The organism is Pelagibius sp. (assembly GCF_965249265.1).
In the GTDB taxonomy this organism is placed as follows: domain Bacteria; phylum Pseudomonadota; class Alphaproteobacteria; order Kiloniellales; family Kiloniellaceae; genus Pelagibius.
Window position 1 is genome coordinate 419,316 of the sequence record NZ_OZ252224.1, and the last position, 26,130, is coordinate 445,445.

Consider the following 26,130-nt stretch of genomic DNA (forward strand, 5'->3'; position numbering starts at 1 on the left):
TCAATCGCCGGGCGTCAAGTCTCCGGCGCAAACTGCTCCAGGACGGTTTTGAACTCGTCGTAGCCGCGCGCGCCGACGACACGCTGGCCGTTGACCACAAAGCTTGGAGTCGAAGCAACCTCATAAGTGTCCCGGCCGTCGGTCTGGACCTCGAGAATCCGCGTGATCTCGGCCTCGTCGGTTATGCAGGCCTCAAAGGCCTCCGGGCTCAGACCGGCAAGGCCGGCCAGTTTCTGCAGGGCACCGATCGGGTCTTCGTTGCGGCTCCAGCTCTGCTGGTTCTGGAACAGCACCTCGATGAAGCCGAAGAAGCCGTCGCCCTCGATGCAGTTGGCCGCGGCTGCGGCCCGCAGCCCCAACTGGTCCAGCGGATAGTGGCGATAGACCAGGCGCGCCCTGCCGGTGTCGATCCACTCGGCTTTCACCTGAGGCAGAGTGCCGCGATGGAAGCTGGCGCAATGCGGGCAGGTCAGCGAGGAATACTCGATGATGGTAACCGGTGCGTCTTCGGCGCCGAGGATACGGTCGTCGGCGAACAGCGGCATATCGCCCGCCGCCGCCAGTTGCGGCGCTGCGGCGGTGTTTCCGGCGGTCCGGGCGCTCTGGGCAGGCTCGCGCATAAAGGCATAGGCGCCACCGACGCCGACACCCAGCGCAACAGCGCCCATTCCGATCAGTATGTTCCGTCTTTTCATGGCTCTACCTACCATATGTTGTGCATGCTAGTGGGACGTTTTCGATTCCACAAGCGCCCTTTTTCGCGGAAAACCGCGTTTAAACGGGCACTTATCGTTCAACCTCACGCGGCGGTATGTGGGCCCGAAAAGGCCGGTTTTTAAGGGTCGCCAGGCCTCTTCGCGTGTTTTTGTCGTAGTGATCGGCCGAGGCGTTCAAGCGCCTCTTTCAGCTCCGGATCGGTCACTGTGGATAGTTTTGCCGCCAGGGCGGCATCCGTCGGCGGCGACGGGTCGGCGGCGGCGCTGCGCTGCCGTTCGCCATGGATCTTCTTGCGGGCCGCCAGCGGCCCCTGCTGCAGGGTCAGCCGGGCGACGGCGCGGTAGCCGAAAAAGCTGTTGATCCGCTCCAGCAGCGCGGTCTCCAGATGTTGGATTTCGAGGGCCCAGGCCGGCGCCACCCGCAGGGTCAGATTGCCGTCGACGGTTTCGCCGGGCCGCGGAAATCTGAGCTTTCTCGGTTGGCATTGGCCGGCGAGCTCGGTGCCGACGATCACCGGCCACTGCCGGGCAAGTTCTCCGCTGCTGAGGCCGCGGCGCGCGAAAGCCCGCTTGGTGACCCCGGGCAGGGTGACCGAGAGGGCGCGCAGACTGCCGCGGCGCTTACGCTGCGCCGACTGGCCACCAGGGGCTCTGGAATAGGATGAAACACCAGGTTTAGACATTGTCGGGGTGACAAAAGCTCGCTTTGCTGTATGGCCCGGCCTCAGTATAGAGAAGGCCATGGCTTCTGTCGCATCATCCCACGCCCCCGGAGGGCTGTCTGCTGACATTCCGGTGAAGCTGCTGGCCTGGTACGACCGTCATGCCCGCAGGCTGCCTTGGCGGGTGCCGCCGGGGGAAGGGTTTCAGGATCCCTACCGTGTCTGGCTCAGCGAAATCATGCTGCAGCAGACCACGGTAGTCACCGTCGGGCCCTACTACGCCGATTTTCTGGAGCGCTGGCCGAGTGTCCATGACCTCGCCAGGGCGCCCCTCGATGCGGTGCTGACCGCCTGGGCCGGGCTCGGCTACTACGCCCGGGCCCGCAACCTGCACCGCTGTGCCCGGGTGGTGAGCGGTGAACTGGCAGGGGTCTTTCCGGATAATGAGGCCGACCTGCTGAAGCTGCCGGGCATCGGTGCTTACACGGCTGCGGCCATTGCCGCCATTGCCTTCGGACGCCGCGCGGTGGTGGTTGACGGCAATGTGGAGCGGGTGGCGGCCCGGTTGTTCGCCGTCGAAGCCCCTTTGCCGACCGCCAAGGCCGAGTTGAAGCGCCTCGCCGGCCAACTGACGTCGGATCGCCGCGCCGGCGATTTCGCCCAGGCGATGATGGATCTGGGGGCCACCGTCTGTTTGCCGCGCCAGCCCAAGTGCCTGCTCTGCCCGCTGGAGGCGGATTGCCGCGGCCAGGCTGCGGGCATCGCCGCCGAACTGCCGCGCAAGCTGCCCAAGGCAGCCAAACCGACCCGCCGGGCCGTCGCCTTCTGGCTCACCGGGCCGAACGGCGCCCTGCTGCTGCGTCGGCGTCCGGAGAAGGGGCTGCTCGGCGGCATGATGGAGGTGCCCTCCACCGGCTGGCGCGAGACGCCCTGGCCGGAGCGCGAAGCGGCGGAGGCCGCACCTTTTGAGACGGACTGGCAGGTCCTGCCCGGTCTGGTACGCCATACTTTTACGCATTTTCATTTTGAGGTGACGGTCTGGGCGGGGCGCAGCAAAAAGCGGCACCTTCCAGAGGCCACGGGGCGCTGGGTGGCGCTGGACGGTCTGGACGGCGAGGCACTGCCGACGGTGATGCGCAAGATCATCGACCACGGCCTGAAGCAAACAGCGATCCTTATTGAGGCCGAAAAGATGGCCGGCGATGGTTGATACCCCGCAGTCCGCAAAGCCGCTGCCTTCCGGTCAGGAAAACAAGGGAAACGAAACCAAAGGCCTGCTGCTTGGTTTCATCGGTGTGGCGATTTTCAGCCTGACCCTGCCGGCGACGCGCATCGCCGTGGTGGACTTCGACCCGGTCGTCGTCGGGCTCGGCCGCGCCATCCTGGCCGCCGCGGTGGCGCTGACCATCCTGCTGATGACCCGGCAGCGTCTGCCCCGTGGCCGTGAATGGCGCAGTCTGGTTGTTGTCGCCCTGGGGGTGGTGCTGGGCTTTCCCCTGCTCTCGGCCTGGGCGATGCAGTCGGTCCCCGCCGCCCACGGCGGCGTGGTCCTGGGTATTCTGCCCCTGGCGACGGTCATGGCCGCTGCGGCGATGCTGCGCGAGCGGCCATCGTTCGGCTTTTGGATGTTCTCCCTGCTCGGCGGCGGCGCGGTGGTTGTCTTTTCGCTGTTGCGCGGTGGCGGGACCATCGGACCGGGGCACCTGGCACTGCTGGCCTCGGTCGTCTGCGCCGCCATCGGTTATGCCGAGGGGGCGAGGCTGACCAAGACCCTGGGCGGCTGGCAGGTGATCTGCTGGGCGCTGGTCATCTCCGCCCCTGTTCTCGCGGTGCCGGTCGGTCTGTCGATTGCCGAACACGGCATGTCCGGCTCCCCCGCCACCTGGGGCGCCTTCCTTTACGTCGCGCTGTTCAGCCAGCTCATTGGTTTCTTTGCCTGGAACCGCGGTCTAGCCATGGGCGGCGTTTCCCGGGTCAGCCAGGTGCAGTTGCTGCAGACTTTCCTCACCATCTTCGCCTCGGCGCTGCTGCTGGGCGAGCACATCGACCTGATGACTCTGGGCTTCGCCGTTTTCGTCGTGGCAAGCGTCGCCATCGGCCGCCGGATGCCGGTTGGTTAGTTTCGGTGCGGGTCGGCGCCGCGTCGACGCAAGTCGGCAAAACACTAGAAAGACGCGCCGCGTGCCTCGATGGGCCAAAGGGCGACCAGGGCGTCGCCGCGCACACAGTGATAGTGGTCGAAGAGGTTGATGGTGGGATCGCAGTGCGGCACCTGCAGGATGACCAGATCGCCGACCTTTAGAATTTCCGCTTCGCCCGGCAGATCCAGTTGCCCGAACTCGTCGCCGGAAACCGAATAGCGGCTGCCCTTCGGCGCGCCGGACACGACTTCCGGGGCCGGGCCATCGGTGGCGATGCTTTTGGAGCCGGCGTCGATGGTGACGAAACCCGGATGGTTGGCGCTGATCACCCGTGAGTAGACGAAGAGTCCGGCGCGGAACGGGCTTGCGCCGTCGCCGGCCAGATCGACGGCATCGTACTCCACGTCGCAGACGGTGTAGGAGCCGACCTGCAATTCGTTCAGCACGCCGGCCTCGTGGTCGAAGGCATGGCTGCCGGTGCCGCCGCCGGTCATGATCGGGCAGGGGTGTCCGGCCGCTTCCAGGGCATCCCTTACGGCCGCCAGTTGCCCCAGTGCGGCATGAGAGGCTTGGCGTCTCTCGCCGTAGTCGGTGATGTGTTGCAGATGCCCGGCGTAACCCTGCAGGCCGTGGAAGTTCAGTCTTTCCTCGGCGGCGATGATCCCCGCCAGCGCCAGCGCCTGTTCGGTGCTTGCCACGCCGGTGCGGCGCTGGCCGACGTCGACATCGATCAGCAGGTCGAGACTCACGCCCTGCGCTTTGGCCGCTGCGCTCAGCTGCCGGAGGTTTTCCGCATCGTCAACCACCAGCATCAGATCGCGGCATCGTTGCTTCAGCGCGATCAGCCTTTCGATCCGCCTGCTGCCGGTGACCGGCGAGGTCAGCAGAAAGCGATCCAGGCCGCCCGCCGCCAGGGCTTCGGCTTCCGAAAGTTTGGCGCAGCAGAGACCCAGCGCACCGCTGTCCATCTGGCGCCGGCCGATGGCGGCCGACTTGTGGGTCTTGGCATGGGGGCGAAGGCCGATGCCCTGCGCCGCGGCCTTCGCGGCCATGGCGGCAATGTTGGCATCCAGGGCATCGAGGTCGAGAACCAGGGCCGGGGTGGTGATCTCAAGCCGGCTGCCGGGGCGGGCGATGAGGTTCTGATCGTGGTGATCTTTTGCGCTTGGCGCTTCGGTCTTCTCGGTCATGGGCCGGGAGCCTAACGCAGCAGACTGCGGCAGCACAGACCGGCGCGCATCGAAATGCAAAAAGAAAGGGGCGGTCCGGAAGGGACCGCCCCTTGGCAAGTATGGGGGCAAGACTTCAGGGAAGGCTGCTTAGTTGGTGGAGCGCCGCGGAAGCGCACGCTGCGGCTTCACCGGCTTGGCGGGAAGCGTCTTGATGATCCTCTGCCGCTGGGGCGGCGCCACCTTGGTGCCGGCCTTGCCCTGGGGCGCGAGGGTCATTACGCCGTCGCAGTCGAAGGGAACCTCGACGGTGGTCTTGTAGAGGTTGTTCTTCTCGTTCTCCTCGGCGATCTGGTTCTTCGGATCGATCCGGACTTCCACCTTGTTGGTGCCTTCGTTCAGGCGCAGGTCATAGTTGACCCACTTGTCTTCACCCTTCTTCAGGGACACCGTCTTGGTGGTGCGCAGCTTGCCGTCGTCATAAACGCTGACCTTGAAGCTGGTGGCGTCGGCATTGCCGATGTTCATCAGGCGCACCTTCGCGGGCACCCGGCACTCGTCGCCGTTGCGGCCGAGCTGGCTGCCGGTGATCTGGCCGGCACGCACGGTCTGAACCTGGTTCCACAGGCTGTGGTCGCCGCCGATGTAGCTGCCGAGCGAGGTCGACATGAGGTCCGGCTTGGGCAGGGTGGCGACGATCGCCTTGACCGGCGCTTTGCCGCGGGAGGGCCGGGTGCCGGGGTTGGCCTGCAGCGGCAGCGGCGGCGCCTCGGCGACACCGACAGAGGGGAGCTCGGTATAGTTGGTCTGGGTGGTGTTGTTGGCCTCGTTGGATTCGGCGATGACGTTGCCGGCATCGGCGGTGATGGCGAAGACATAGGTCCCCGCCGGCCAGACCATGTCGTCCCAGACCGTCAGGTCGTGATTGAAGATTTCGCCGGGCGCCAGTTCCGGCACATCGATGGTCGCATGCTGGGGATAGGCCGGATTTTCATAGACACCCAGGTCCGGTGCGTCGGGGCAACCGCCGCCGCCGGGCTGGCCGACCTTGGAGCAGTTGATGATCAGATGGCTGGCGGGGGCCGGGCTGTCGCCCAGGTTCTGAACGCCGACGCTGGCGGACATCGGGGCGGTCGCGATGGGCACAAGGTCGGCCTGGGCGGCGGCCTGGCCGGCGCCCGTGACGGTGAGCACGGCAGCCAGGCTGGCGGAAGCCAAGAGGCCGGAAACAAGGGATTGACGCATTTCTCTCTCCTGCGGAATTACGGCGATTTGGCCATTGGTCGCAGGAGAGGCCGGAAAAGTTCAGTTTGGCGCTAAAGGAGCACCACTATTCACAACCTGAAGGTTAAGGTGAGTCGCCCCTAACTACGCGAGGCGGCAAGGTGCACGCCGAGCGCCACCAGAACCGAGCCGCCGACGGCGCGGACGATCCGCTGCCCCACAGCATTCCTTCGGACCATACCGACCATGGTCGAGGTCAGGGCGACGGTGACGAAGTCCATGCTGGAGAAGGCGACGTTCACGAAGGTGCCGAGGATCAGCAATTGCAGCCACAAGGGCCAGCCGGCCCCCGGGTCGACGAACTGCGGCAGGAAAGCGATGAAGAACAGCGCCGCCTTGGGGTTCAGCACCTCGACGACGATGGACTGGAAAAAGGCCCCCAGGGGACTGTGCGCGTTCACCTGCGGCAGGGCTTCCTCGCGCGGCTTGCGAAAGAAGCAGATGCCCAGCCAGATCAGATACAGCGCACCGATGATCTTGACCGCCAGATAGGCTTCCGGCACGTAGCGGAACACGGCGGAGAGGCCGGTGGCCGCCGCCACGACATGAACATAGCCGCCGACATGGATGCCCAGTGCCGCGAGCATGCCGCCCTTGGGGCCGCGGGCCATGGTTTGGGCCGCGGTATAGAGGATGGCGGGGCCCGGCATGACGGCAAAAAGCAGCGTCGCGGCGAAGAAGGGAATCAGCAGGTCGAGAGCGGGCATGCTCCATCCTTTCGTTTCCCAAGCTATAGCAGCGGGGCGAGAAGTGTTCATCAGGTAAATGTCACTCGGCGAAAGCCGGCTGAACGAGGGTGTAGCGTGAACGCCGGTTAGGAAAAGGGAATCACCTCAATGGGACAACACGTCGGTCTGGTCGCGCTGTTGGTGCGGGACTACGACGAAGCAATCGATTTCTATACACAGAAGCTGGGATTCAACCTCGTCGAAGACAGCGATCAGGGTGGTGGCCGGCGCTGGGTGGTGATCGCGCCGCCGGGGGGCAATGAAACGCGGTTACTTCTGGCCAGGGCCGAGGGGGCGTCCCAGCAGGCGCGCGTCGGCGATCAGACCGGCGGCCGGGTGTTCCTCTTTCTGATGACCGACGACTTCGCCCGCGACCATGAACGTCTGTCCGCGGCCGGTGTTGTTTTTCTGGAGGCGCCGCGGCACGAGCGCTACGGCAGCGTCGCCGTGTTCGAAGACCTCTACGGCAATAAGTGGGATCTGTTGCAGCCGGCCTAGGACTCGCGCCGCTGCAGAGCCTTTTTCAGTTTCGTCATGCCGCCGCCCCAGCCCCAGGAAACCAGCTTGGCATATCCCGGCTGCAGGCCGTCCTGACGCAGGATGATCTCGGCTGTGTCGCCGTGATCGACAAAGTCCAGGGTTACCGGTGTCGGCGCCACCTGGGGCTCGACACCGGGCGGCAGGCCGGTGTTGCAGTTCTCGGTGATGATCAGGACAAGCCGTCTTGGCCGGTCGATCTCGCGATAGCTGGCCGACATATGGCTCACCGTGCCGTCCTCGAAAGTCATCTCGAAGACCACGGTTCCGCCCGGCCGCAGGTCGAACTCCACCACTCTACTGCGGACCCCCTCCGGTCCCCACCACGCGCCGAGGATGTCCGGATCGGTCCAGGCATCGAAGAGCTGATCGACCGTGGCATCGAAGCGGTAGCGCAGTTCGATGCTGTGGCCGGCTGTGGCGGTGGCTTCGCTCATGGTCTCTTCCTTTTCTTCAGCGCCCCGTCTTCTTCAGCGCCCCGTCTTCTTCAGCGCCCTGTCTTCTTCAGCGCCCTGTCTTCTTCAGCGCCCTGTCTTCTTCAGCGCCCTGTCCAGACGGCGCATCTTGCCGTCCCACATCAGGCGATAGCGTTCCATCCAGCGGTCCACCTCAACCAGGGCTTCGCTGCGCAACGCGCAGAGACGCCGCTGTCCCTCGCGCCGCCGCTCGATCAGGGTGGCCTGCTCCAGAACGTTCAGATGGCGGGAGACGGCGGACTGGGTGATCGGAAAGCGGTCGACCAGTTCGCCGACCGAATGCTCGCGCTCCGCCAGCAGAGCCAGGATGCCGCGTCTTGTGGGGTCCGACAGGGCGGCGAAAGTGTTGTCCAACATTTATCACCTATTGATCATATGTTGATATTAAGATAATGGAGAGCAGAGGTTCTGTAAAGCGGTGGAAGAGGGTTTCCGGTTATGAAGTTCTACAATGCGGCGGCGCCCAGCCCGCGGCGGGTGCGCATCTTTCTGGCGGAGAAGGGTATCGAGGTTTCAAGAATCGACCTCGACCTGCCCGGCGGGGAAACCCGCAGCGCTGCTTTCCGTCGCAAGACCCGGCTTTGCGAGGTGCCGCTGCTGGAGCTGGACGACGGTACCGTGATCACCGAGTCCCAGGCCATCTGCCGTTATCTCGAAGCCCTGCATCCGGCGCCCAGTCTCTTCGGACGCGATCCTTTGGAGCGCGCTGAAATCGAGATGTGGGATCGCCGTATGGAACTGGAGATCATGAATCCGCTCGGTCAGATCGCCCGGCACAGTTTTGCCTTCTTTGCCGACAAGCTGACCCAGGTGCCGGCCTTTGCCGAGGCCCAGCGCAGCGATCTTGCCGGCAAGTTCGCCTGGCTTGACGAGGAACTGAGCGACGGCCGGCCCTTCGTTGCCGGGGAGCGGTTTTCCGCCGCCGACATCACCGGCATGACCGCTGTCATGATTGCCGACTTCGTGGAAGTCGCCATACCGGCGGCGCTGCCCCATCTGTCGCGCTGGAACGCGGCGATCCGCGCCCGCCCTTCCTGGGCCGCGTGAGAGATAGCAGGCTGGTGAAAAAGTCGAGAGTTCGGCGCAAACATGCTTCGAGACGGCGCTTCACGCCTCCTCAGCATGAGGTCGACTTAGTGAAGTCCTCATCCTGAGGAAGCCCCGCAAGGGGCTGTCTCGAAGGATGGCCAAGGGCTTCATCGTCGCTTTTTTAGCTGCCTGCTAGCGCTGCGCCACGCTGGGGTGGTCCTTCAGCCGCTCGGCGAGAAAGTCGAAGACGGCGCGCACCCGGGCCGAGGTCTGGCCGGTTTCCTTGTGCACCACATGAACGGGCAGCAGGGGCGGGGCATAGTCCTGCAGCACGATCTCCAGTTCGCCCGCTTCAACTTGTCTTGCGACCATGTAGGACAGCACGCGGGTGATGCCGAAACCGGCTGACGCGGCGGCGATGGCCATGTCGGCGTTGTTCACCTGCAGGCGCGCGCGGGGGCGAAAGAGGCGGCGCTTGCCGTCACGATAAAAGGCCCATTCGCTGATCGGCGCGGCGGCGGTGAAGCCGATGGTATCGTGCGCCGCCAGGTCGTCGGGCGTTTTCGGGCGTCCGTGCTTGCGCAGATAGGCGGGGGAAGCACAGAGCACCCGGCCGATGGCCCCGACCCGCCGCGCGGAGAGCGCGGAATCGCGCAGCTCGGCGATGCGCACGGCGACGTCGATGTCCTCCTCCATCAAGTTCACCACCCAATCGATCTGCAGGGTCGAGATCGAAAGATGCGGATGGCGCTGCAGCAGCTCCAGGATGATCGGGGCCAGCACGATGCGGCCGAACAGGACCGAGGAGGTGACGGTCACCCGGCCCTGCAATCGTCCGTGAACCCCCGCCGCGGCAGAATCGGCGTCCTCTACCTCCTGCAGGATGCGGCGGCAGTCCAGAAGGTAGCGCTCTCCGGCGCTGGTCAGCTGCACGCTGCGGGTGGTGCGGTGAAAGAGCCGTGCGTTGAGCCGGTCTTCCAGTTCCGAGACGGCCCGGGTGACCGAGGGCGGAGAAAGGCCCAGACGGCGGGCGGCCGGGGCAAAACCGGACTCCTCGGCGACGGCCACGAAAACGCTCATGGTTTGCAGGCGGTCCATAATTATTCCTGAATCTGGAATAATGATTTGCTGATACTGCCTATTAACGTTCTTGGGCGAAAGGGTCATCTTGAGGGGCATCAAACAAAAGCCTCAGCCCGACAGCGGGATGTGGCCCGCCAGAGAGGCAGGTCCGAGGCTAAACCGCAGAGAAACACCTTGCAGAAAACGCCGTGCAGAGGAATCCCGCCATGACCACCGCTACCGAGAGTGCCGCTTCCCTTTCCGCCCCCGTGACCCGGGGCGCCCACCATATCGGCCTCACCGTCCCCGACCTGCAGCAGACCCTCGGTTTCTTCACCGAGACCCTGGGCTTCCAGGTCGTCGGCGACAAGCCCGACTATCCGGCCGCCTTCGTCAGCGACGGCAGCATCATGATCACGCTCTGGCAGGCGCAGGACCCCGGCACGGCCGTCGCCTTCGACCGCAAGAACGTGATCGGCCTGCATCATGTCGCCCTGGCCGTCGACGACGCCGCGGCGCTGGAAGCCCTGCAGGCGCGCCTGGAACAGGCCGAGGGCGTGGTCATCGAGTTCGCCGCCGAGCCGCTGGGCGCGGGGCCGGTCCGCCACATGATGTGCGCCATTCCCGGCGGCATCCGCATGGAGTTCATTGCCCCCACCGCATGATCGGGCGCGGGTTGGAGAAAAGGGAGTGAAAGACATGGATGGCGGCGGCAGCTTGGGTTCCTCGCCCTTTCATCCGGGTGAGCAGGCGGCGCAGGAGCGCCTCGGCCTGCGCGACAAGATGGCAGGCGTCGGCCGGCGCATTATCCGCGACCATCTGCCTGACCAGCACCGCGAGTTCTACGGCTTGCTGCCTTTCCTGCTCGTCGGCTCGGTCGACGATGCGGGACGGCCCTGGGCCTCCCTCCTGGCCGGGCCGCCGGGCTTTCTCTCGACGCCCGATGCCCGCAACCTGGATGTGGCGGCCTTGCCGCTGCCCGGCGACCCGCTTACAGATCATTTGAGGGAGGGCGCCGAACTCGGTGTCCTCGGTATCCAGCCGGCGACGCGGCGGCGTAACCGCCTGAGCGGCACGCTGCAGTCTGTGAGAGACGACGGCTTCCGCATCGCTGTGGCGCAGAGCTTCGGCAACTGCCCCCAGTACATCCAGGCCCGGGAGGTCGACTGGCAGGCTGCCGAGCCGGCGGCGGCCAGGGTCGAACGCCGCAGCCGCTTTTCCGCCGACGACCGCCGGCTCATCGCGCGGGCGGACACGCTGTTCATCGCCACCGCCAGCGGCGCGGTGGAGGGCGCGGCGCGCGGCGCTGATGTTTCACACCGCGGCGGCAAGCCTGGTTTCGTCCGTATCGAAGGTGACGACAGCTTTGTCTTGCCCGATTACAGCGGCAACTACCACTTCAACACGGTCGGCAACATCCTGGTCAATCCGAAGGCCGGTTTCCTCTTCCTCGATTTCGAAAGGGGCCGATTGCTCTATCTGACCGGTGCCGCCGAGATCGTCTGGGAAGGCGAGGCGGTTGAGGCCTTCGCCGGGGCCGAACGGCTGATCCGTTTCCGCCTGGAACAGGCTGTTGCCGTGCGAGGCAGCCTGCCGCTCAGTTTCCGCTTTCAGGGGTTTTCCCCGAAGCTCGCGCAGACGGGAGACTGGGATACGGCGGACCAGATCATGGCCGCCGAACGGGAACGTGACACCTATCTCGATTACGAGGTGGTGGATCTGGTGCCGGAGAGCGGGACCATCCGCTCCCTGGTGCTGCGCCGTGCCGACTGCAAGGCCCCGGCATCCTACCGGCCGGGCCAGTTCCTGCCGATCCGGCTGGAGATTCCCGGCCAGGAGGGGCCGGTGACGCGGACCTACACGCTCTCCGGCGCGCCAGACGGCGAATACTACCGGCTTTCGATCAAGCGCGACGGGCTGGTCTCGCGTTACCTTCACGATCATGCCGGCGTCGGTTTCCGCTTGCAGGCGATGGCGCCGCGCGGCCGCTTCGTCCTCGACGAGGAAAGCGAAAGACCGGTGGTGCTGCTTTCCGCCGGCGTCGGGATCACCCCGATGATGGCCATGGCCGGACACCTCCTCAAAGAAGGCGAACGCACCCGTCACTTCCGCCGGACCACCTTCATCCACTCGGCGCGCAACGGTGAAGAGCAGGCTTTCACCGGCACTCTCCGCGACTGGGCCCGGCGTTACGATTCCCTGACAGTCCATGTCCGTTACAGCCAACCGGGTCCGGCGGACCGGCTGGGCGAGACCCATGACAGCGAGGGCCGCATCGATATCGCGCTGCTGAAAAAGCTGCTGCCGCTCGACGACTACGATTTTTATCTCTGCGGTCCCGCCGGTTTCATGCAGGGCCTTTATGACGGTCTCATGGGAATCGGCGTGCAGGCGGAACGCATCCACTATGAAGCCTTCCGGCCGGCCACGGTCATAAAGTCCGTGCAGGCCTCAAGCGCGCGCCCGGCTGGCGCGGAGTCGACGGCGGAACCGGTAACCGTGCGCTTCGACGCCTCGGACCGCGAGGCGGTTTGGACGCCGGAGCAGGGCACGCTGCTGGACTTGGCGGAGGCGGCCGGTCTGTCGCCGGCCCATGCCTGCCGCTCAGGCATCTGCGGCAGCTGCGCGACGAAGATGAAAAGCGGCAGCGTCGGTTACACGGAAGAGCCGGTGGGGCCCCATGAGCCGGGCGAAGTGCTGATCTGTTCAGCGACGCCGCGGGCCCCCGATGCCGCAGCGGATGGCGATGGCAAGGCGGGCATCGTGCTGGATCTGTAACGGGTCCGCTGCCCGGCCCGGTGCCGGTCGCAATCTAGTTGATCGTCTTCGGTAGGTTGGCGCGGAGCTTCTGGCGCAGCACGTCGATTGAGACAGCTTTGCCGTCAGCAGACTTCATGGACCAGAACGACCAGCCGTTGCATGACGGCGCGCCCTGCAGATGGGCGCCGACCTGGTGGATCGATCCCTTGAAATCGCTGGTGATCAGCGTGCCGTCGGCGCGCACCTTGGCGCGCCAGCGCTTGTCGGGCCCGTGCAGGATGGTGCCGGGCTCCAAGAGGCCGTGTTCGATCAGCCAGCCGAAGGGAATGCGCGCTTCCTGGCGTTTGGCCGGGGTCTCGATCATCTCCATGTCGGTGATCGGCTGCACCTGGGCGATGCGCTTCTTGGCCACGGCGATGTAATCGCTGTCCCGCTCCAGGCCGATGTAGTGGCGGCCGAGCTTGCGGGCCACGGCGCCGCTGGTGCCGGAGCCGAAGAAGGGATCGAGCACGATGTCCCCCGGCTTGGTGGCGGCCATGATGACGCGGTGGAGCAGGGCTTCGGGCTTCTGGGTCGGATGCGCCTTTTCGCCCTTGTCGTTCTTCAGGCGCTCGCCGCCGCTGCAGATCGGGATCAGCCAGTCGCTGCGCATCTGCAGGTCGTCGTTCAGCCGCTTCATGGCGTCGTAGTTGAAGGTGTAGCGCGCGTCCTTGTCCTTGGCCGCCCAGATCATGGTCTCGTGGGCGTTGGTGAAGCGCCGGCCGCGGAAGTTCGGCATCGGGTTGGTCTTGCGCCAGACCACGTCGTTCAGGATCCAATAGTTCAGATCCTGCAAAGCGGTGCCGACGCGGAAGATGTTGTGATAGCTGCCGATCACCCAGAGCGAGCCGTTGTCCTTCAGCACGCGGCGCGCGGCGCGCAGCCAGCGGCGGGTGAAGTCGTCATAGGCGGCAAAGCTGTCGAACTGGTCCCAGGCGTCGTCGACGGCGTCGACCTTGCTGTTGTTCGGCCGCAGCAGATCGCCTTCGAGCTGGAGGTTATAGGGCGGGTCGGCAAAGACCATGTCCACCGAAGCTTCCGGCATGGCCTCCATCAACGCGATGCAGTCGCCCTGCTTGACCACATCTTTCTGCACGCTGGTTGTTCCCCCTCTTGAGCGCACGCCCCTTCGGCGCGAAACGGGCATCCTGATTCAAGCGGGGACTCGCGTCAAGAGTCTTGAGACTCAAGAAGTTACGGGGCATCGTTAAGGTTTACTGGCGAGAGCGTCGCGGATCGGCCGAAATGAGCGGCGATGTGCCGCCGTCACGCCCAGGCGATCGAGGCCGGCGCGGTGTTCGGCCGTGCCGTAACCCTGGTTACGCTCCCAACCGTAGCCCGGATGCTGGGCGGCGAGCAGGGCCATGGCGCGGTCGCGGCTGACCTTGGCGACGATCGAGGCGGCGGCGATGGAAAGCGAGCGGCTGTCGCCCTTCACCACCGGCCGCGCCGGGCAGGGCAGCGCCGGGGTCTGCCGGCCGTCGACCAGGGCGGCCCCGGCGGTAATCGAAATGGCCGCCGCGGCGCGCTGCATGGCGAGCAGCGACGCCTGCAGGATGTTCAGGGCATCGATTTCCTCGACAGCGGCCTCGCCCCGGCCAATGGCGGCCTGCTCCGGGGAGAGCGCCAGCAGCGCTTCGAAGAGGTTTTCGCGGGCTTTGGCGCTGAGTTTCTTGGAATCGTCCAGGCCGTCGCGCAGCGGCGACGGCAGAGTATCCGGGTTCAGCCAGACCGCTGCCGCCACCACCGGCCCGGCCCAGGGGCCGCGCCCGGCCTCGTCGAGACCGATCACTTTGGCGCCGGGGTTTCCGCCGAGGTCCCGTTGGAATTCCTGTTCAAGAGAGAAGTCTGGCACGTGTCGTCTGATCGAAGCTTGAGGCAACCGGCCACCCAGGGCCACGGCAAGGGGATCAGTCCGCTTCGGCGCCACCGGGTTCGGCCGTCAGGCGCGGCTTTCGGATCGGCTCTGCGGGCTCGGCGTCATCTTGGCTCTTGTCCGGCTTCGACGCCACCGGCTTTTGCCCGACCATGCCGCGGCCCAGCAGCAGCGCCCAGCCGCCGATACGTCCGCCGGAGCGGCCAAGGGCGGAAGCTTCCGGCCCCAGTGTGAGGCGCAGCGTTTCGCGGCCCGAGGTGATGCCCAGCAGGGCGATGCGGTGGAGGCGTCGGGCGGCCTCCAGCCAGAAGGGGCTGCCCATCAGCGACAGCACGGTGACCGCGACCAGCAGGCGGTGTTCGTCCGGCGAGATGACCCCGGCTGTGAGGCCGAGAGCGGCGAGGATGAAAGAGAACTCGCCGAGCTGCGCCAGCATGACACCGGAGAGGAAGGCACGGGGCCAGGTTTCCCCCATCGCCCGGATGACCACGATGTTCAGCGCCGTCTTCAGGACGGCGACGAAGGTGACGATCAGAACGACGATGCCGATGTTGTTCCAGATGTATTCGAGATCGATGAGCAGGCCGATGGTGAGGAAGAAGACCATCAGCAGCACGCCCTGGATCGGCGCCGTGTAGTGCATCATCGCGCGGCGGCTGGTGGAATTGCCGATCACCAGCCCGGCCAAAAAGGCGCCGTAGGAAGCCGAGAGATCGAGCAGGCCCGAGAGCGCGGCGGCGCCGAAGCAGAAGGCGAGACCGGCCAGCGGTGTCAATTCGGCATTGCGTCCGATGGCCTTGGCGAAAGGCAGGCGCAGGCGTTTGCCGCGGCCGAGGTAGACCAGCAGCAGGGCGAGGAAGGCGATGGACAGGCCGATCTTCAGCAGCGCTCCGATGCCGATTGCGGAGGCCTCGCCGTGAAAGGCGCTGACCACCAGCATCATCGGAATGACGGCCAGATCCTGGGCGATCAGGATGCCGATGGTGACGTTGCCCACGCGGGTACCTTTCTCGCCGATTTCCTCCAGCATTTTGATGGCGATGGCGGTGGAGGAGAGGGCGACGACGAAACCGAGCACCACGGTGAGCGCCAGCGGCCAGTCGAGATAGAAGCCGAGCAGCGACATGGCGATGACGCCGGCGGCGATCTGGAAAGCGGTGGTGAGAACCGCGATGCGCCAGACCGATTTCAGGCCGCGCAGTTGCAATTCCATGCCGATGAAAAAGAGCAGCATGAGAACGCCGAGTTCGGCCAGCAACTGGACCTGATCGCGGTTTTCAACGAGGCCGAAGCCGGAGGGGCCGAGGGCGGCGCCGGCCAGGATATACCCCAGCAGGATCGGTTGGCGGAAGGAGCGCACCACCAGGCCGCAGCAAAGCGCGGCGACCACGACGATCGCCAACTCGGTGATGCTGCTTGTATGGCCCTCCATGACCCGTCTCTAATCCATGGCCTTGCGCGCGGCGCCCGCCCGGGCGCTTGCCTAAGATTTAGCAGGCCTCAGCTTTCGAAAGAGTGAAGGACACAGGGTTTTCGGGTGTTTCGGGGTGCCTCCAAGTCTCCCGGGAGGGAATCTTCGGTTCAAAGGGGGTAGGGGTCAGAGCAGCGAGAGCTGCTTGTCTGGATGGTCGTCGATCTCCGGCGGCTCGAACTGGCTGCTGTCCAGAGGGGCGCCGCCCCGGTTCAGGCCGAGGCGCCGCTCCGCTGCCTTGAAGCGCTGGGCCAGCAGGTCGGCGTAGACCCCGGTGCCGCGCTGACGGCGGCCGAAGTCGGACTGATAAAGCCCGCCGTCGCGGGTATCCCTGATCAGTTTCAGGACCTTGGACTTGCGGTCCGGAAAATGCGCCTCCAGCCACTCGGTGAAGAGTTCCTTGATCTCCAGCGGCAGGCGCAGCAGCACATAACCCGAAGAAGCGGCCCCGGCGCGCGCGGCAGCCTCCATCAGCACTTCCAGTTCCTGGTCGTTGATCGCCGGGATCATCGGCGCGGTCAGCACCCCGGCCGGCACCCCGGCGGCGTTCAGGGTGCGCAGGGCCTCCAGCCGTCTTGCCGGCGTCGGCGCGCGCGGCTCCATGATCCGCGACAACTGGCGGTCCAGGGAGGTGACGGAAATCATCACCCGGACCAACCGCCTTCGCGCCATCGGCGCCAGGATATCCAGGTCGCGCAGGATCAGGTTGGACTTGGTGACGATGGTCAGCGGGTGACTGGTGTCGCGCAGCACTTCCAGGATGCGGCGGGTGATCTGCAGCTTCTTTTCGATCGGCTGGTAGGGGTCGGTGTTGGTGCCCAGGGCAATGGGCTGCGGGCGGTAGTTCTTGCGTGCCAGTTCGCGGCGCAGCAGGGCGGCAGCTTCCGGCTTGGCCAGCAGCTTGGTTTCGAAGTCGAGGCCCGGCGAGTAGCCGAGCCAGGCATGGCTGGGCCGCGCGAAGCAGTAGATGCAGCCGTGCTCGCAGCCCCGGTAGGGGTTGATCGAGCGGTCGAAGGGCACGTCGGGGGAGGTGTTGCGGGTGATGACGCTGCGCGTCGCGTCCCAGATCACCTCGGTCGGCTGGGGGCTGGGCCCGGACGGCCTGTCTTCACCGAAACCCTGTTCGCCGAAGCCGCTGTTGCCCGGGTCCTGCCCCCAGCCGTCGTCGATGGCGACGCGGGTGAAGGGTTCGTAGCGCCCGCTGGCATTGCTGACGGCGCCACGGCCCTTCCTAGGTTTATCGGGGATCAGATCAACCATGTCCCGAGGGTAGCGGGAATGTATGAACAAAACAAGAACATTTGACTCTTTTTTGAGCCGCGGGCTTGTCAGGAACGCTGCTGGGTCCGGCCGCCCGCTGCTTTCGAGGGGCGGCCGGATTTGCCGTCAGGCGGCGCGGTAGCGGTCCAGCCAGTGGGCGTAGGGCGCCGGCAGGGTCCAGGCCGGGTGGTCGACGCCCAGCGCGCGTGCGGCGTCATAGGGCCAGTGCGGATTGGCCAGCAGCGGCCGGCCGAGCATCACCAGATCCACCTGTCCGTCGCGGATCATCCGGTCGGCCTGTTCGGGGTCGCTGATGTACCAGGAGGTGGCGGTCGGTATCTTCACCTCGCGGCGCAGCCTTTCGGCAAAGGGCGCCATGAAGCCGGGGCCCCAGGGTATCTCGGCGCCCGGGGTCGAGAAGCCCAGGCTGACGTCGAGCAGGTCGAGGCCCAGGCCGGCGAGCCTGCGCACCAGTTCGCTCGCCTCGTCCAGGGTCTCTTCACGGCCGTCGAACTCGATGACGCCGAGCCGGACGGTCAGCGGCAGGCTCTGCGGCCAGACGTCCCTTACCGCCGCGAAGGTCTCTGTCAAAAAGCGGATGCGGTTTTCGAAGCTGCCGCCGTAGTCGTCGTCGCGCTGGTTGGAATGCGGCGACAAAAACGACTGGGCGAGATACCCGTGGGCGAAATGCAGTTCCAGCCATTCGAAACCGGCCTGCCGGGCGCGCTGCGCCGCCGCGACGTAGTCCCGCTGCACCCTTGCGATGTCGTCCCGGGTCATCGCCTGCGGGCGGCGCGGCAGGTTGGCGCCGAAGGGCAGGGCGGAGGGCGCCAGCGGCTGCCAGGCGCGGGGGTCGTCCTCGGCCATGTGGTCGTCACCCTCCCAGGGCCGGTTGGCGCTGGCCTTGCGCCCGGCATGGGCGATCTGGATTCCGGGCACCGCCCCGGCGGCTTTGATCGACTGCACGGCCGGCGCGAAGGCTTCTGCCTGACGGTCCGACCACAGGCCGGCGCAGCCCGGGGTGATGCGGCCTTCCGGCGAGACGGCAGTGGCCTCGACGATCACCAGGCCGGCGCCGCCGCGCGCCAGGGTGTCGAGATGGGTGTAGTGCCAGGCATTGATCATGCCGTCCTCGGCGGAGTACTGGCACATGGGCGAGACCGCGATGCGGTTGCGCAGGGTGACGTCTTTCAGGGTGAAGGAATCGAAGAGCGACGACATTCGGGGGTCCCCTGGTGTTGGGCTTGTCCTGCCGGAGGCTTGCGGAATCAGGCAGAAAGCCTATATCTTGAAGAGAAGTTCGGTAGTTCGAAATTAATCGAACTACCGAAATATAGGGACGCAATTCCGGGGTTCAAGGCATGAGGGCGATGCGGCATCCAAAGCCGGAGGATATTGAGCTGGCGCGCGTGCTCCATGCGCTCAGCGATCCTGTGCGCCTGGATGTGGTGCGCCAGCTGGATCGCGAGGGCCAGGCGACCTGCGCGGCCCTGGACGGCGGCCGCCCCAAGTCGAGCATGTCGCATCATTTCCGGGTGCTGCGCGATGCCGGGGTCTTGCGGACCCGCACCGATGGAACGGCCCACATGAACGAGCTGCGGCGCGCGGAACTCGACAATCTGTTTCCCGGTTTGCTGCAGGCCGTGCTGACGGCGCCGCCGCGAAGCGCCGGCTGAAGCTACCCGCGGTCCCCTGAAGCGGAGTCGTTCAGCGGCCCTATTCAGCGAAAGCTGGCGATTTCTTCCAGGGACTTTTTGACCTTGGCGTGCTTGGGCACGGTGGCGTTGTCCGCCGCCTGGCCGGTCACCAGGATCATGTAGGGCTTCTCGTTTTCCGGGCGGCCGCAGATCTCATTCAGGAAGCGCATCGGATTGGGCGTGTGGGTGAGGGTCGCCAGGCCGGCGCAGTGCAGGGCCGTGATCAGCATGCCGGTGGCAATGCCGACGGACTCGTTGATGTAGTAGTTCTTCACGATCTTGCGGTCGGCGGAGATGCCGTAGCGCTCGGCGAAGATCACGATCAGCCAGGGTGCGATTTCCAGAAAGGGCTTTGTATCGTCGGTGCCCAGGGGCGCCAAGGCGGAGAGCCAGTCGTCGCCCGCCTTGCCGTCATAGAAAGCTTTCTCTTCAGCCTCCGCCGCCTCGCGGATCTGTTTTTTGATGGCGGCATCGCCGACCGCGACGAAGTGCCAGGGCTGGCGGTTGGCGCCGCTCGGTGCGCGGCCGGCCGCCAGTATGCAGTTCTCGATCACCGCGCGCGGCACCGGCTCCGGCGCGAAGTCGCGGATCGAATGGCGGAGCTTCATTTCCTCGAAGAAGTTCCGTGCCCGCTCAAGCATCTCGGCATCGGCGAAGTGGCGCCGGTCCGGCAGCGGGATCGCTTCGTACTCGGGTGCGGCTTGGGGGGCGGCAAGACTGGTGTCACTCATCGGGGGGCTCCGGTTGCGGCGCGGCCTGGACCTGCTCCAGCGCAGTCGCCCCCAAGTAAAGCGATTCGCCCGTTGATTTCAAAGCGGAAACGCGAATGCGCCCGTCAAGTTTTTGCGTTGAGGCCCGATGATGGCGCGAACCGGGCGAAGCAACTCAGCTCGCCGCTTTCAGATGTTCTTTCAGGCGCGGCATCAGTTCCACGAGATTGCAGGGCCGGTGGCGCGAGTCGAGCTGGAACTTCAAAATTTCCTCCCAGCCGTCCTTGCAGGCGGAGGGGGAGCCGGGTAGGGCGAAGAGGTAGGTGCCGTCGGCGACGCCGCCGATGGCGCGGCTCTGCATGGTCGAGGTGCCGACCTTCTGGAAGCTGATCCAACGGAACAGCTCGCCGAAACCCTCGATCTCTTTTTCCATCACCTGTTTGAAGGCTTCCGGAGTCACGTCGCGGCCGGTGACCCCGGTGCCGCCGGTGGTGATCACGACGTCGACATTGGGATCGGCGATGTGGGCTTTCAGGGCGGCGATAATCTTGTCGCCGTCATCTGTGACGATCTGCCGCGCCGCCAGCTTGTGGCCGTCGGCCAAAAGCATCTCTTCGAGACGGCGGCCCGACTTGTCGTCCGCCAGCGTACGGCTGTCGGAGACGGTCAGGACGGCGATGTTTACAGGCAGGAAGGGCAGGCTTTCGTCAATTCTGGCCATTCAATGCAACCTCGGCACGGGTTCCGTCCAAGGCTTCGTAGCGCGGCCAGCCGCCGCCCGCAAGTTGTTCCAGCGAGGGGGCCGGCTGGCCGAGACGCTGGCGGTAGATCCAGAGATTGGTCAGCACCCGCTCGATGAAAAGGCGGGTTTCCTTTGACGGCAGGGCCTCGATGAAGAGCAGCGGATCATCGCCGGCCTTCATCCGGCGTTGCCATTTGCCGAGGTTGCCGGGGCCGCCGTTATAGGCGGTGGTCAGGCGGAAGAGGTCTCCCTGCACGCGCTGGTGGCGCAGCAGATAGGCGACGTAGCGCTGGCCCAGTTCCATGTTCAGGCTGGGCTCGAACAGCTCGTTGCGGCCCTTGCCGCGGTAGCGGCGGTCGCGGGCGATATAGCTGGCGGTGCGCGGCATCAACTGCATCAGGCCGCGGGCGCCGTCCGGGCTCTTGGCCTTGGTGTTGAAACCGGATTCCTGACGCATCAGCGCGAAGATCAGTGCCCGGTCGACCTGAAAGCCGTTTTGCGGCTGCCAGGGTGGGATCGGATAGAGCGCCGCGTCCAGGGCGCCGGGGGTTGCCCGGTCGCTGGCCTGGCGGGCCAGCTGGCTGCCCATGCGATAGGCGAGGGAGGGCATGCGGGCGTGCTGGGCGAGGGCGAGCAGGGCCTGTCCCATGCGCGGATCGCCCCAGGACCCGGCTTTCACCAGTTCGCGTTCGGCGGCTTCGCGCTGCCCGGTCTGCATCAACGCCAGGGCGCGGCTGCCGACCCGGTTGTTCTTCAGCAGGGCCGCCATCTGCGGTTCCATCCGGTGCGAGCCGAAATCGAATTCGATCGGCATGCCCAGGGCGCGGCGGGCCAGCAGGCCGTAGAAGGTATGGGGATAGAGCGCGGCACGCTGCAGCAGCGGGCTGATCCGTTCCGGGCGCTGCAGTTTCAGGTTGGCGCGCGCCGCCCAGTAGGCGCCGGCGGCGATGTTCCAGCCCGGTGCCCGTTCGGCGTTGCCCAGCCTCTCGAAGAAAGCGGCGGCGGATTCCAGGTCGCCGGCCCGCCAGGCCGACAGCCCGGCGATCCAGTTGATCATCGGTGCCGCCGCGCCGGAGCGCCTGGCCGCCGGTATCGCCAGAGCATAGGCACGCTGGTTCTTGCCGTAATAGAACCAGCCCGCGGCGACCGACACCCGGGCCTGATCCAGCTCCACCTGGTCCAACAGCTTCTGCGTCGATTTCTTGTTCAGCAGGTCTTCGGTAATGGAGAAACGCTGGCGCAGCACGTTGCGGCGCACCTGACGCAACAGCTTGCTGACCTTGCGCCGGGTTGCCTTGCTGCGCTTGCGCGGCGAGACGTATTCGGTGCTGGCCCGTTTGCCGCCGGAGACGATCCCGCTGCCGGGTTTGACCGGGGGCTGCGGGCGCCGGTAATTGGCCGGGCGGCGTTTCAATGCGAGTTTATAGATACGGCCGGCCTGGGGATGGTCGGCGTAGGCGTCCATCCAGTCTTTCAGTTCCTTGTACTTGGAACGGTAGGCCGTGGGGTGGAGATAACGCTGCGCCAGCACGTGGCCCATCAGGCGGCGGTCGCTAAGGCCGGCGATCAGGCGGTCCGCCTGTTTCCAGCGGCCCTTTTCCTGCAGCGCGAAGATCTGCCGATAGCGATCGGCATCGCCCGGCGCCAGGATTGCCGGCAGGCCGTCGGGGCCGGGCAGCATGCCCGCGGGCAGGGCCGCCGTGCCGGTTTGTGGGACCGTGCTGGTGGAGGCTTCCGGCTGCAGGTCGCTGGGCTTTAGAACCTGCGCCTCTGCTTTGACCGCGAAGGCAGCGGAAAAGCCGGTCAGGCAGACCGCCGCGAGAGCGCCCAACAGAAAACCCCGGCCCGCGGCTGCGCCGCGCGGTCCGATGCAAGGAAGGCTGCCAAAGTCAAAAGAGAACCCTGCCCCGGAAAAAGGGACATGGACCCGACTCCTGAATTGCACTCTAACCCCCGGTGTTTTCATAGCCCCGGTTTTCCGTTTTAGGTTAATGAAGCGCTAATGGAACTGCAACCACCGGCGCTTAACAGAAGGCCACGCGCGGAGTTAAATCGGTGTTAAGCCTGGGTTTTTAGGAAGATTCGGCGGGTGCCGGTTTCACCGGTTCCAGCCCCTCGCGTTCCATCGCCTCGGCGAAGGACAGCAGATCGCGCCAGGCCTCGCGTTTCTGGGCCGGCTGACGCAGCAGGTAGGCCGGGTGCAGGGTCGGCAGCGCCGGGATGGGCTGATCCCTGCGGGGGTGGCGATAGTCATCCCAACGCCCGCGCAGCCGCAGGATGCCTTCGCTGCGGTTCAGCAGGGTCTTGGCGGACATGCCGCCGGTCAGCAACAGCAGCCGCGGCGACAGCAATTCGATCTGCCGCTCCAGAAAAGGCAGGCAGGCGGCGATCTCCGCCGGGGTCGGGTTGCGGTTTCCCGGCGGGCGCCAGTACAGCAGGTTGGTGATGTAGACTTGGCTGCGGTCCAATCCGATGGCCGCCAGCATCCGGTCCAGCATCTGGCCGGCCGGCCCGACGAAGGGTTTGCCCTGGCGGTCCTCCTGGGCGCCGGGGGCCTCGCCGATGATCATCATCCTGGCTTCCGGATTGCCGTCATAGAGGCAGAGGTTGGTGGCCGTCGCCTTCAGGGGGCAGCCTTCGAACTCTTCCAGTGCTGCGCGGATGTCCTCGACCGAGCCGGCCGCCATGGCCAGGCGTTGGGCATCGGCCTGGGTCTCGCTGGCCGAGGCCAGATTGGCGGCCGCACGGCCCCTTGGAGAGGGGTTGGGCGAAGACGGACTGGCGGCTGCCGGGCTGCCCGGCGGCGCTGCCATTGCGGCGGACGGGTCTGCGGCTTGCTGTGATCCCGGGGCGGAGCGTTTTGCGGCCTTCTTTTCCGGCAGCGCCGTGCGGTCGCAGGGCAACGCGCCGATCGCCTCGTCGGCGCCTGCATCGATAAGCCACTGCAGGGCCGCAAGGGCGGCTGCGTTGTCCGGCTGTTCACTGACCATGGGCCGCAGTCTAGCAGAGGCCGGGCCGGCGCAGAAAGCCCGGGCCGAGGGGAATGCCTGAAGTGTTGTCTTTACTGATTGAAGAGCGGGGAGACGAAAAGCACCAGCAGGACGTTGGCCATCAAGACGCCGACGATCATGAAAACCAGCATCGTGTAGCGATGAATGTTGGCCTCGCGGGACGATTTTACAGCGCGGACCGACATGCTGTAGCTCGACAAATGTCCGCCGATCTCACGCAGCTTCTCGCGCTCCGTGTTTTGCCAAGCCTGATAGAGTGCCATGCAATAGATGCCGCCGGCACTGCAGAGAAAACTGATGGCGACGACAAGATTGACTAATTTGGCATTGTTATCGATGAAGCGCGAAAGCGCCATGAGGCCGCCGAAGATCAGCAGGATACCGCTCAGCGCGCGCCACTGCCGCGTCTTGGCATAGCGGATCGACTCGGTCGATTCGGCATAGAGCATGCGCATTTCCGCATGGGTCAGCTCGTCCAGTTCGCTGGGGACGTTTTCGACCTCGGACTCTTCGTCCGCTCTTGCAATCTCTTGTACGGCCATAGCAACTGATCCTTTCGCGGAGATCCGCCCCCCTTTCCCCCGGGGAGCATCTCCATCCAGCCGCAGCTTGGCCGGGAATGGTGAATTTTCGGTAAGCGTGGCCGCCGCAGCGGCGCAAAACGGCGGAAAATGGCGAATAGGCGGCGGCACTGCTTTGCTTGGCCCCGAACCTATTGCTGTATTATGAAGGATGCGCGCTGACCGGCGGGGTTGCCCCCGGCGGAATGGACTTGGCGTTTTGAGGAAACAGAAGGCAGGCAAACCGTTTTGCTAGCGGTTGCTGAAGCCCTTGGTTGGTTGCCCGGATGGCGATACCGGGCCTGAAGGAGAGAGATCTTGGAACGCGAGTTCATGGAGTATGATGTGGTCATCGTCGGGGCGGGCCCGGCCGGCCTCTCTGCGGCGATCCGCCTGCGCCAACTGTCCGAGGAAAGCGGCAAGGAGATCACCGTCTGCGTTCTCGAGAAGGGATCGGAGGTCGGTGCCCATATCCTCTCCGGCGCGGTGCTGGAACCGCGCGCCCTCAACGAACTGATTCCGGACTGGAAGGAAAAAGGGGCGCCCCTGAACGCCCCGGTCGGTGACGAGAAGTTCATGCTGCTGAGAGAGAAGGGCAGTATCTCGGTGCCGGTCTGGATGCTGCCGGGCCAGATGCACAACCACGGCAACTACGTGGTCTCTCTCGGCAATGTCTGCCGCTGGCTGGCCGAGCAGGCAGAGGGACTGGGCGTCGAGATCTATCCCGGCTTCGCGGCGGCGGAGGTGGTCTATCACGAGGACGGCCGCGTAAAGGGCGTGGCCACCGGCGACATGGGCGTCGGCAAGGACGGCAGCCAGAAGGCCGGCTACCAGCAGGGCATGGAACTGCACGGCCGCTATCTCTTCTTCGGCGAAGGCTGCCGCGGCTCCCTCACCAAACAGCTTGAGCAGCGTTTCGGTCTGCGGGCGGAAGCGGATCCGCAGACCTACGGCATCGGCATCAAGGAGCTCTGGCAGCTCGATCCCGCCAAGCACAAGACCGGCACGGTGATTCACACCGCCGGCTGGCCGATGAACACCACCACCTGGGGCGGCTCCTTCATCTACCACCTGGAGGACAACCAGGCCTATGTCGGCTATGTCGTCGGCCTCGACTACGACAACCCGCACCTCTCGCCCTTTGAAGAGATGCAGCGCTTCAAGACCCATCCGGCCATTCGTCCGATGCTGGAGGGCGGCAAGCGCATCGCCTATGGCGCCCGGGCGCTGAACGAGGGCGGCCTGCAATCCCTGCCCAAGTTGACCTTTCCCGGCGGCCTGCTGATGGGCTGCGCGGCGGGCTTCCTGAACGTGCCGAAGATCAAGGGCAGCCACAATGCCATGAAGACCGGCATGCTGGCGGCCGAAGCAGCCTTCGAAGCGCTGACGCAAGCTGGTGAACAGGGGGGCGAAGCGCCGGCGGAACTGACGGCCTTCGCCGAGAAGGTCGAGGGGTCCTGGGTGCATGAGGAGCTGCACAAGGCGCGTAACTTCCGCCCTTCCTTCAACAAGTGGGGCCTCTACGGATCGATGCTCTACGGCGCTTTGGACCTGAAGCTGTTCGGCGGCAAGGCGCCCTGGACCTTTCGCAACAAGCACGCCGATCATGAATGCCTGAAACCGGCGGCGGAGATGCCGAAGATCGATTATCCCAAGCCTGACGGCGTCATCACCTTCGATCGCCTCTCGTCGGTCTTCATTTCCAACACCAATCATGAAGAGGATCAGCCGGTCCACCTGACGCTGAAAGACGCCTCGGTGCCGGTCGAGCACAACCTGAAGCTCTATGATGAGCCGGCCCAGCGCTACTGCCCCGCGGGTGTCTACGAGATCGTCCGCGACGACGACGGCGCCAATCCGCGCCTGCAGATCAACGCCCAGAACTGCGTCCACTGCAAAACCTGCGACATCAAGGACCCGACCCAGAACATCGTCTGGGTTACTCCTGAGGGCGGCGGCGGGCCGAATTACCCGAATATGTAGCAGCGTAAGCCGGGAAGCTTGCCCATCAGGGGCTTCGCCTCACCCTTCGGCGCCCTTGTGATCTGCCGGATTCGGTCCATTTTTAGGAAGGCCGGTCGCGAGAGCGTGATGACCGGCGCGGCTCCGGGCCGAAGCCCGGCGTTGTGGGGGCTTGGCCCCCTCGGCTAGACTGAAGCAGATCCGGGCCGGACAGGACCCGCTCCGGGGCGGATCTGCC

The 26,130-nt window shown here is 65.5% G+C and carries 26 protein-coding genes; 8 read left to right on the plus strand and 18 right to left on the minus strand.

The features are described 5' to 3' along the window. Positions 1-14: 14 nt before the first annotated feature. Both ACP146_RS02085 and ACP146_RS02090 read right to left on the minus strand, forming a co-directional pair. A complete protein-coding gene (locus ACP146_RS02085; RefSeq protein WP_422365110.1) occupies positions 15-695 on the minus strand; it encodes a DsbA family protein in 681 nt (226 codons plus the stop codon). A 140-nt stretch (positions 696-835) separates the two neighbouring features. Further along, the gene (locus tag ACP146_RS02090; protein ID WP_422365111.1) at positions 836-1,399 is read right to left on the minus strand and encodes a DUF721 domain-containing protein; all 564 of its coding nucleotides are present in this window, start codon (positions 1,397-1,399) and stop codon (positions 836-838) included. Between the two features lie 58 nt (positions 1,400-1,457). Here ACP146_RS02090 and mutY point away from each other — a divergent pair, with 58 nt between their 5' ends. Next, positions 1,458-2,588, plus strand: a complete 1,131-nt coding sequence (gene mutY / locus ACP146_RS02095; protein ID WP_422365112.1) for an A/G-specific adenine glycosylase — start codon at positions 1,458-1,460, stop codon at positions 2,586-2,588. Further along, positions 2,581-3,498, plus strand: coding sequence for a DMT family transporter (locus ACP146_RS02100; protein WP_422365113.1), 918 nt, complete (start codon positions 2,581-2,583; stop codon positions 3,496-3,498). Before mutY ends, ACP146_RS02100 begins: the two co-directional genes overlap by 8 nt. Positions 3,499-3,542: 44 nt before the next feature. Here the strand turns inward: ACP146_RS02100 and ACP146_RS02105 are convergent, their stop codons facing one another. The 3 genes from ACP146_RS02105 to ACP146_RS02115 form a co-directional block, all read right to left on the minus strand. After that, entirely contained in the window at positions 3,543-4,709 is a 1,167-nt protein-coding gene (locus ACP146_RS02105) for a DSD1 family PLP-dependent enzyme (RefSeq protein WP_422365114.1), read from the minus strand. 129 nt (positions 4,710-4,838) lie between these two features. Further along, positions 4,839-5,933 carry a CARDB domain-containing protein gene (locus ACP146_RS02110; protein ID WP_422365115.1) on the minus strand — a complete coding sequence of 365 codons (1,095 nt, stop codon included), beginning with the start codon at positions 5,931-5,933 and terminating at the stop codon, positions 4,839-4,841. Positions 5,934-6,052: 119 nt separating this feature from the next. After that, positions 6,053-6,679 (minus strand): LysE family translocator, encoded by a 627-nt coding sequence (locus ACP146_RS02115; protein WP_422365116.1) that lies wholly within the window; start codon positions 6,677-6,679, stop codon positions 6,053-6,055. Positions 6,680-6,808: 129 nt separating this feature from the next. Here ACP146_RS02115 and ACP146_RS02120 point away from each other — a divergent pair, with 129 nt between their 5' ends. Further along, the gene (locus tag ACP146_RS02120; RefSeq protein ID WP_422365117.1) at positions 6,809-7,198 is read left to right on the plus strand and encodes a VOC family protein; all 390 of its coding nucleotides are present in this window, start codon (positions 6,809-6,811) and stop codon (positions 7,196-7,198) included. Here ACP146_RS02120 and ACP146_RS02125 read toward each other — a convergent pair. Beyond that, on the minus strand, positions 7,195-7,674 hold the full coding sequence (locus ACP146_RS02125; RefSeq protein WP_422365118.1) for an SRPBCC family protein: 480 nt from the start codon (positions 7,672-7,674) through the stop codon (positions 7,195-7,197). The two genes, ACP146_RS02120 and ACP146_RS02125, sit on opposite strands and share 4 nt — an antisense overlap. Positions 7,675-7,758: 84 nt before the next feature. Continuing rightward, positions 7,759-8,070, minus strand: a complete 312-nt coding sequence (locus tag ACP146_RS02130) for an ArsR/SmtB family transcription factor (protein ID WP_422365119.1) — start codon at positions 8,068-8,070, stop codon at positions 7,759-7,761. An 81-nt stretch (positions 8,071-8,151) separates the two neighbouring features. Between ACP146_RS02130 and ACP146_RS02135 the strand changes: the two genes are divergently transcribed. Beyond that, positions 8,152-8,760 carry a glutathione S-transferase family protein gene (locus ACP146_RS02135; RefSeq protein ID WP_422365120.1) on the plus strand — a complete coding sequence of 203 codons (609 nt, stop codon included), beginning with the start codon at positions 8,152-8,154 and terminating at the stop codon, positions 8,758-8,760. A 174-nt stretch (positions 8,761-8,934) separates the two neighbouring features. On the opposite strand, the gene ACP146_RS02140 is transcribed toward ACP146_RS02135, so the two are convergent. Then, positions 8,935-9,840, minus strand: coding sequence for a LysR family transcriptional regulator (locus ACP146_RS02140; protein ID WP_422365121.1), 906 nt, complete (start codon positions 9,838-9,840; stop codon positions 8,935-8,937). Between the two features lie 191 nt (positions 9,841-10,031). On the opposite strand from ACP146_RS02140, the gene ACP146_RS02145 reads away from it, so the two are divergent. Both ACP146_RS02145 and ACP146_RS02150 read left to right on the plus strand, forming a co-directional pair. Further along, positions 10,032-10,469: a VOC family protein gene (locus ACP146_RS02145; protein WP_422365122.1), complete on the plus strand. Its 438-nt coding sequence runs from the start codon at positions 10,032-10,034 to the stop codon at positions 10,467-10,469. A 34-nt stretch (positions 10,470-10,503) separates the two neighbouring features. Continuing rightward, positions 10,504-12,582, plus strand: a complete 2,079-nt coding sequence (locus ACP146_RS02150; protein ID WP_422369608.1) for a pyridoxamine 5'-phosphate oxidase family protein — start codon at positions 10,504-10,506, stop codon at positions 12,580-12,582. A gap of 34 nt (positions 12,583-12,616) precedes the next feature. Here the strand turns inward: ACP146_RS02150 and ACP146_RS02155 are convergent, their stop codons facing one another. The 5 genes from ACP146_RS02155 to ACP146_RS02175 all read right to left on the minus strand — a co-directional run bounded on the left by ACP146_RS02155 (position 12,617) and on the right by ACP146_RS02175 (position 18,431). After that, the gene (locus ACP146_RS02155) at positions 12,617-13,657 is read right to left on the minus strand and encodes a site-specific DNA-methyltransferase (RefSeq protein ID WP_422369609.1); all 1,041 of its coding nucleotides are present in this window, start codon (positions 13,655-13,657) and stop codon (positions 12,617-12,619) included. Between the two features lie 153 nt (positions 13,658-13,810). After that, positions 13,811-14,458, minus strand: coding sequence for a ribonuclease HII (locus ACP146_RS02160; RefSeq protein ID WP_422365123.1), 648 nt, complete (start codon positions 14,456-14,458; stop codon positions 13,811-13,813). Between the two features lie 55 nt (positions 14,459-14,513). After that, positions 14,514-15,911, minus strand: a complete 1,398-nt coding sequence (locus ACP146_RS02165) for a cation:proton antiporter (protein WP_422365124.1) — start codon at positions 15,909-15,911, stop codon at positions 14,514-14,516. Positions 15,912-16,076: 165 nt separating this feature from the next. Further along, a complete protein-coding gene (locus tag ACP146_RS02170) occupies positions 16,077-17,210 on the minus strand; it encodes a PA0069 family radical SAM protein (protein ID WP_422365125.1) in 1,134 nt (377 codons plus the stop codon). Between the two features lie 126 nt (positions 17,211-17,336). Next, positions 17,337-18,431, minus strand: a complete 1,095-nt coding sequence (locus ACP146_RS02175; RefSeq protein WP_422365126.1) for an NADH:flavin oxidoreductase/NADH oxidase — start codon at positions 18,429-18,431, stop codon at positions 17,337-17,339. Between the two features lie 149 nt (positions 18,432-18,580). Here ACP146_RS02175 and ACP146_RS02180 point away from each other — a divergent pair, with 149 nt between their 5' ends. Further along, positions 18,581-18,886, plus strand: a complete 306-nt coding sequence (locus ACP146_RS02180; protein ID WP_422365127.1) for an ArsR/SmtB family transcription factor — start codon at positions 18,581-18,583, stop codon at positions 18,884-18,886. 44 nt (positions 18,887-18,930) lie between these two features. Here ACP146_RS02180 and ACP146_RS02185 read toward each other — a convergent pair whose 3' ends face one another. The 5 genes from ACP146_RS02185 to ACP146_RS02205 form a co-directional block, all read right to left on the minus strand. Next, on the minus strand, positions 18,931-19,638 hold the full coding sequence (locus ACP146_RS02185) for a nitroreductase family protein (RefSeq protein ID WP_422365128.1): 708 nt from the start codon (positions 19,636-19,638) through the stop codon (positions 18,931-18,933). Between the two features lie 154 nt (positions 19,639-19,792). Beyond that, the gene (gene moaB, locus ACP146_RS02190) at positions 19,793-20,338 is read right to left on the minus strand and encodes a molybdenum cofactor biosynthesis protein B (protein ID WP_422365129.1); all 546 of its coding nucleotides are present in this window, start codon (positions 20,336-20,338) and stop codon (positions 19,793-19,795) included. Continuing rightward, positions 20,325-22,190 carry a lytic transglycosylase domain-containing protein gene (locus ACP146_RS02195; protein ID WP_422365130.1) on the minus strand — a complete coding sequence of 622 codons (1,866 nt, stop codon included), beginning with the start codon at positions 22,188-22,190 and terminating at the stop codon, positions 20,325-20,327. Before ACP146_RS02195 ends, moaB begins: the two co-directional genes overlap by 14 nt. A gap of 241 nt (positions 22,191-22,431) precedes the next feature. Then, complete coding sequence (locus ACP146_RS02200) at positions 22,432-23,349, minus strand: uracil-DNA glycosylase (protein WP_422365131.1); 918 nt, start codon at positions 23,347-23,349, stop codon at positions 22,432-22,434. A gap of 71 nt (positions 23,350-23,420) precedes the next feature. Beyond that, entirely contained in the window at positions 23,421-23,912 is a 492-nt protein-coding gene (locus ACP146_RS02205) for a hypothetical protein (RefSeq protein ID WP_422365132.1), read from the minus strand. Positions 23,913-24,248: 336 nt separating this feature from the next. On the opposite strand from ACP146_RS02205, the gene ACP146_RS02210 reads away from it, so the two are divergent. Continuing rightward, positions 24,249-25,913 (plus strand): electron transfer flavoprotein-ubiquinone oxidoreductase, encoded by a 1,665-nt coding sequence (locus ACP146_RS02210; protein WP_422365133.1) that lies wholly within the window; start codon positions 24,249-24,251, stop codon positions 25,911-25,913. Positions 25,914-26,130: the final 217 nt, after the last annotated feature.